Source organism: Blautia sp. HCP28S3_G10 (assembly GCF_052065235.1).
GTDB lineage: Bacteria > Bacillota > Clostridia > Lachnospirales > Lachnospiraceae > Blautia_A.
Window position 1 is genome coordinate 1 of sequence record NZ_JBQHUL010000069.1, and the last position, 6,782, is coordinate 6,782.

The following is a 6,782-nucleotide window of genomic DNA, read 5'->3' on the forward strand; positions in this document are numbered from 1 at the left end:
AAAAACATGGTCGACAGGGCTTAGGTGGGTGTTTTTTGTCTTCGTGAAATATATGAAAGATATTTGATTTATTATTCATTTCTCACTTGACATCACACCGCTGGACTCTATAATATACTTTTATCTATTTTATCAAATTTTTTTAAAAAATTCAAAAAACTTGTTGACATTTCCATATCACTATAATATAATATCTCTTGCGTTGAGCAAATAAATCAAATAACGAAGTGTGGCTCAGTTTGGTAGAGCGCTGCGTTCGGGACGCAGAGGCCGCAGGTTCAAATCCTGTCACTTCGACTACATGAGAGGATTCCTGTTATGGAATCCTTTTTTATGATATAAAAAGGTTCCTGTTCACAGGCAGCTTATCCTTTGTGCTTTTCAGGTCTTTTGTATTTCGGATATCTTTTGTGTTTCAGAAGTGTTTTCTGTTGTATATTTCTATTCTATTGTATTTTCCAGCTCTCAGACTGCTGCTCTGGCAACACAGCAATCTCTTCGCATATGGTTTTATCTTATGTTTTATCAAACATACTGCCAAAAGTATGTTCTGTGATTATTATAGCACATTTTGTACTGTAGTCAATCGAATTCGTTCGACAAATCAACCGACAACCCAACTTAAGATCCCGAGCATTTTTCCGCATCAATTGCCAGTACAAACATCAGTACATGCAGTGCATCTTCCGGCTTTTCAATGTCCAGCACATATGTATCTGTCATCTGAAGGATCTCCCTATCCACTGTTGCAACCAGATTTCCATCTTCATCTGTAATGGAATAATTCCGCTCCATAACATTTCCCTCGACATGCCTGCCGGTAAAATCAACATCATAACTGTCGGACTATGAAAAAAATCTCTGTCTGAATAATAATCTCATCTGTCAGTTCTTTCTGCCTGTAATTACTGTTTACAACAACCTTGCCAAAATTCATTGAAATTCCTCACTCGTTACGCTATATTATAATCATTATATAGCAAAATCGTAAAAGGAGTTTTCCATGAATATAAATGATGTAAAAAATATCAGCACGCACTGTACCCGAACTGAGTTTGTAGGAACTACGGTTCTGGACACCATCGGACTTGTAATCTCCGGAATTGATGATATGCTGCTTGCGCAGATGAATGTCGGTACGAAGTACCACGCTCTTGGCCTGTTCAGTTCTAGAACCGGAGCTGCAGGACAGATCACCGCAATTGACGATGCAGTAAAAGCCACCAACACAGAGGTTCTTTCTATTGAGTTCCCCCGCGATACCAAAGGCTGGGGCGGTCACGGCAATTATATTGTGATTGGTGGGAATGATGTTTCTGATGTAAGGCATGCCATTGAGCTGGCACTGGAATTAACAAAGAAAAATGCCGGTGAGCTTTATATCAGTGAATCCGGTCATCTGGAATTTACTTATTCTGCCAGTGCGGGACAGGCTCTTGCCAAAGCTTTCCAGGCTGTTCCCGGGGAAGCCTTCGGCTTTATGGCAGGTTCCCCTGCTGCAATCGGACTTGTTATGGCTGACACTGCCATGAAGGCTTCGGCAGTAAATATTACCTGCTACATGACCCCAAGTATCGGCACCAGTCATTCCAACGAAGTTATCCTCGGAATTTCCGGTGACGCCAGTGCTGTCAAAGCTGCTGTACTGGAAGCCCGTCAGATCGGACTGGAGCTTCTTATTGGTATGGGCTCCTACCCGAACATTCCCGGTGCACCATATCTCTGATATTTTTCTATTGTACTCTTTCATGAGGCCTTCGGCATCGGAATTCAAAATAAATCGCAAATTCGATGCCTTAATCTCAATATATCGCTAAATCTGGCATCGGAATTCAGCATAACTTCTTAATTCGATGCCTCAATCTCAATATATCACTAAATCTGGCATCGGAATTCAAAATAAATCGCAAATTCGATGCCTCAATCTCAATATATCGCTAAATCTGGCATCGGAATTCAGCATAACTTCTTAATTCGATGCCTCAATCTCCTTATAACGCTAAAAACAGCAGGCCCCAACGCCTGCTGTCATTTATGCCAGAGTATGCAAGAGAATCTGTCAGTGGCAGTTTCTCTGTATTTCCATATAAATTAATTCAACTGATATACTTCTGCATACTGCAGTCCGAAGCTCAGTGCCTCGCTGTGACTGCTGCAGTAAATATCAACATGTCCATACGGAGTTCCCAAATCCTCTACTGTATATACATTTCCGTTGATCAGAAGCTGTGTTCCAAACGGTACTCCTGCCATTGCTACTGTACGTCCTGCAACCGGCATCGTACCACTTGCTGTTGCATTTCCTGCTGTTCCGCAGCACTGTGCGCAGTTACAATATCCTGTCAGTTTGAAAGTACCTAGATATTTTCCCTGACCGGAACTGGAAGTTTCGGAAGATGTGTCCTCAGAAGAAGTACTTTCAGAAGAATCAGTACTTCCTGTATTCTGTGATGCATCACTGCTGTCCTCTGTTACGGTTTCTTCCGGTGTTTCTGTGGCATCTTCTGTATAATCACTGTCATCAGCTGTGCCTGTACTGTCTTCTGTGCTGCTTTCGGAATCAGTATTCTCAGTATCTGAAGTTTCATCATAATCCTCTTCTGCTGCCTCGGAAGAAGCTTCTGCCTGTGCAGCTTCCTGTGCTGCTTCCTCTGCTGCCGCTGCTTCTGCAGCTGCTTTTTCCTGCTCAGCCTGTGCCATCAACTGTGAAATACTGTTATCTGCATTATTTACTTCTGCCATCAGGGCACTTGCCTCTTCCTGGCTTGCACTGATCTGACTTACATAAGAAGAAATATTGTCATTGGTTGTCGCAACTAGATTCTGTACTTCCTGTTGCTTTGTACTCTTCTCATTGAGTAAAGTATTAATAGAAGCAGATTCCTCTTCAACCTTTGTTTCCTGTTCTTTGATCGTCTGCTGTGTCTCTTCATATTTCTTCAGCATATTTCTGTCATATGTGGAAATAGAAGAAATATTATTTACCTGGTTGATAAAATCTGAAAGATTCTGTGATCCCAGAAGCATTTCCAGCATAGAACTTCCACCATTTTCGTACATATACTGAATACGAATCTTCATGGACTGATACTGCTCTTCTGCTGTTTTCTTTGCTGTTTCCAGTTCAGCCTGAACATTTTTCAGTTCTTCTTCTTTCTCTGCTGCCTGTGTACTGAGCTCGGAAACTGCATCTGTAAGTTCATTATATTGTGAATCCAGTTCTGCCAGGTAGGATTCCAGTTCCTGTTTCTTGCTTTCCAGGCCACTGATATTTGCCTGCGCCTGTGCAAGTCCTGCCTGTGCCTCCTGTTTCTGTGCCTGTGCCGCTGCAATCTCATCTTCTGTGGAAGCAAATACGCTTGTCCCCATGGAAAATGTCAGAGCACCTGCAAGTAACAGGGTAAGGACTTTTTTCATCTTCATATATACACCTCTTAACTTTTTTGTAAGGTTAAGTATAACACATCTCAGCAGAAAATCAATACTTTTATTTTATTTTTGTAACATTCATGTAACATTTGTATCTATCTACAGCCTGGTTACGGAAAAAATCCGGCCGTGAAATTTAATTTTTCACAGCCGGATTCATACGAGTCCTTGTTATTACAAGTCCCCCCTATTATACATTTTTAACCTATTCAGCTACAGCTTCTGCCTCTTCTGGCTCTGCTGCAAGCATTTCCTGATATTTATCTATAATCAGGGTCTGAATCTTGTCTCTTGTACCAGAGTTGATCGGATGTGCAATGTCCCGATATTCTCCGTCTGTTGCCTTACGGCTCGGCATTGCAATGAACAGTCCCTTCTCTCCTTCGATCACTTTGATATCATGAACTACAAATTCATCATCAATTGTGATAGAAACAACTGCCTTCATCTTGCCTTCTTTTGCAACCTTTCTAACTCGTACATCTGTAATATTCATCTTGCCTACCCCTTTCGTTTTCATACGTGTTATAAAACAGCCGCCGTAACGACCGATAATAACCTTTCCTCAACCTTTTTATAGCATATAGCGTTCATTTTCTTCTACCACAATGCGGATTCCATCCTCACTTCGGTAATCCGAATTAGCCCTGATCGTATCCCTGCTCTCAACAATACAGTTCTCGATATGAGTATTATCTCCAATATATACATCATTCAGTATTACAGAATTACGAATGACGCAGTTATTTCCTATATAAACATCTTTAAAAAGAACTGAGTTCTCAACTGTGCCGTTTATAATACAGCCACTGGCTACCAGACTGTTTTTCACAACTGCACCAGGATTATACTTGGCTGGTGGAAGATCATCGATCTTCGTTTTGATCTCCGGTCCCTGTCTGAAGAAATAATTCCGTATCTCCGGTTGCAAGAATGCCATGTTTGTTCTGTAATAAGCTTCTGCCGTGGAAATATTGCTCCAGTATGTATCAATTTTGTAACCATAGATTCTTTTGAGGTTCTTATAGCGAATCAGGATATCATTGACAAAATCATGTCTGCCTTCCTGCGCAGCTCTCTCGATCAGTTCGATCAGCTGTCTTCTTCTGATGACATAAATTCCTGTAGATATTGTATTATAGGAAGAAACTATTGGTTTTTCTTCAAATTCTTCTATTCTGCAGTCATCATTCATTCTCAGGACACCAAATCGTTCTACTTCTTTCTGATCTTTGCATGTAGTACATACAACTGTAATATCCGCACGTTTCGCAATATGATATTCCAGAACCTTATTGTAATCCATCTTATAAATACAGTCACCGGATGCGATCACCGCATATGGTTCATGGCTGTTCTTAAGGAAATCTATATTCTGATAAATCGCATCAGCTGTTCCCTGATACCAGAGACTGTTGTTCTTGGTTATTGTCGGAGTAAAAACAAAAAGGCCACCCTGTTTTCGTCCGAAATCCCACCACTTGGAAGAACTTAAATGTTCATTCAGTGAACGTGCATTGTACTGTGTCAGTACTGCCACTTTCTGTATGTGGGAATTTGCCATATTACTCAGTGCAAAATCTATACTGCGATAGCTTCCTGCCACCGGCATTGCTGCAATCGCTCTTTTATTAGAAAGTTCTCTCATTCGGCTGTTGTTACCGCCGGCCAGAATAATTCCAATCGCTCTCATGCCTGCTCACCATCCTTCACCTTGATTACCTGTCCGCTGGCCAGAATTCCTCCCGGATAATTTTCCGTTTTTGTTATGCCGGATATTGCCGTGTTCTTTCCAATCTTGACATTATCCGGAATCACACTGCCCTCGCCGACAGTAGCAAGACCAAAGGAGTATACTGCAGGTTTCAGTACATTTACTGCTTCTTCTCCACATCCAATGGTGACATTTTTACCTATGGTAACATCTTCTGCTATAATTGCTTTCTCCATGATCGTGTTCTCACCGATCACTGTATTGCGCATGATAATGGAATCATTGATCACAGCGCCTTTTTCGATAATAACATTCGGGCCAATCACTGAATGGTGTACTTCTCCGTATATTTCGGCACCCTCTCCGATCAGACATCTGTCTGTAACAGCTTCCTCAGAAATATACTGTGGTGGAATAATGTCACCTTTTGTATATATTTTCCAGAATTCTTCATACAAATTGAACTCCGGAATGATATCGATCAGTTCCATATTGGCTTCCCAGTAAGAACCAAGTGTTCCTACATCTTTCCAGTAGCCGTTATATTCATATGCAAAAAGTCTGCTTCCTTTGTCTTTACAATAAGGAAGGATATGTTTACCGAAGTCACAGTTGGACTGGTTTTTCAGTGAAATCAGTGCCTCTTTAAGCACCGGCCAGCTGAATATGTAAATTCCCATGGAAGCCAGGTTACTGCTCGGCTTTTCAGGTTTTTCTTCAAATTCTGTAACACGCCCGCTGTCATCCGTCACCATGATTCCGAAACGGCTTGCCTCTTCAATAGGAACCGGCATACAGGCGATCGTAATATCTGCCTTATTTGCCTTATGGAAATTCAGCATAACTTCATAATCCATCTTATAAATATGGTCCCCGGACAAAATCAGAACGTAATCCGGATTATACTGTTCCATATAATCCAGATTCTGATAAATAGCATTCGCAGTTCCTGTATACCATTCACTGCTGGTGCTCTTTTCATAAGGAGGAAGTACGGTCACACCGCCCTCATTCCTGTCCAGATCCCACGGAATACCTATTCCGATATGTGTATTCAGACGCAGAGGCTGATACTGCGTCAGGACTCCTACTGTATCGATGCCCGAATTAATGCAGTTACTTAAGGGGAAATCTATGATTCTGTACTTTCCCCCAAAAGCGACAGCCGGTTTTGCAACCTTTTCTGTTAAAACTCCCAGTCTGCTGCCCTGACCGCCAGCTAATAGCATGGCAATCATTTCTTTTTTAATCATCATGCACTCACCTCTTGTATGTTATGATTTTTCATTATATCATACTTTACATGATTAGTGAACATTTTTCACAATTTTTTCGTTTGTATTTTCATTTTTTTATTTTTATTGCACACGTTTTTGATATGTTCAAAAAACGTCACACGTTATTTTTTGTATATTTTGCACATTTTTATATATCTATTTTTGTATTATTTGCGCTTCTATATTTTTTTAATGCTGTTGGGGTCAAAAGCCCCCAACTATGATACCTGCGAATTGTTATTACCTGTGAAGTTACTGTTCACTCCCAATGTCATTTACTTAAGGAAAATGTACTGTAAATAGTCTTGATAAATATTGGATGCTGGTATACTTAACGCTTTTTCAGACAGTCATAATGCGAT

At 40.8% G+C, this 6,782-nt stretch carries 6 protein-coding genes and 1 tRNA gene; 2 read left to right on the forward strand and 5 right to left on the reverse strand.

Features of this window, described 5'->3' with window-relative positions; all coding sequences use genetic code 11:
• Positions 1–223 precede the first annotated feature (223 nt).
• Positions 224–297 (forward strand) — tRNA-Pro (locus ACTNB8_RS15945).
• Positions 298–621: 324 nt separating this feature from the next.
• Here the strand turns inward: ACTNB8_RS15945 and ACTNB8_RS15950 are convergent.
• On the reverse strand, positions 622–795 hold the full coding sequence (locus tag ACTNB8_RS15950) for a hypothetical protein (protein WP_441056059.1): 174 nt from the start codon (positions 793–795) through the stop codon (positions 622–624).
• A gap of 214 nt (positions 796–1,009) precedes the next feature.
• On the opposite strand from ACTNB8_RS15950, the gene pduB reads away from it, so the two are divergent.
• Entirely contained in the window at positions 1,010–1,726 is a 717-nt protein-coding gene (gene pduB, locus ACTNB8_RS15955) for a microcompartment protein PduB (protein ID WP_441056062.1), read from the forward strand.
• A 365-nt stretch (positions 1,727–2,091) separates the two neighbouring features.
• On the opposite strand, the gene ACTNB8_RS15960 is transcribed toward pduB, so the two are convergent.
• The 4 genes from ACTNB8_RS15960 to ACTNB8_RS15975 form a co-directional block, all read right to left on the reverse strand.
• Positions 2,092–3,423, reverse strand: a complete 1,332-nt coding sequence (locus ACTNB8_RS15960) for a PcsB-like coiled-coil domain-containing protein (RefSeq protein ID WP_441056060.1) — start codon at positions 3,421–3,423, stop codon at positions 2,092–2,094.
• Between the two features lie 211 nt (positions 3,424–3,634).
• Positions 3,635–3,925 carry a septation regulator SpoVG gene (gene spoVG, locus ACTNB8_RS15965; RefSeq protein WP_296157556.1) on the reverse strand — a complete coding sequence of 97 codons (291 nt, stop codon included), beginning with the start codon at positions 3,923–3,925 and terminating at the stop codon, positions 3,635–3,637.
• Between the two features lie 78 nt (positions 3,926–4,003).
• Positions 4,004–5,122 carry a glucose-1-phosphate adenylyltransferase subunit GlgD gene (gene glgD / locus ACTNB8_RS15970; RefSeq protein WP_441056061.1) on the reverse strand — a complete coding sequence of 373 codons (1,119 nt, stop codon included), beginning with the start codon at positions 5,120–5,122 and terminating at the stop codon, positions 4,004–4,006.
• A complete protein-coding gene (locus tag ACTNB8_RS15975; RefSeq protein WP_441056063.1) occupies positions 5,119–6,396 on the reverse strand; it encodes a glucose-1-phosphate adenylyltransferase in 1,278 nt (425 codons plus the stop codon). The genes glgD and ACTNB8_RS15975 overlap by 4 nt, the downstream gene beginning before the upstream one ends.
• Between the last annotated feature and the right edge of the window lie 386 nt (positions 6,397–6,782).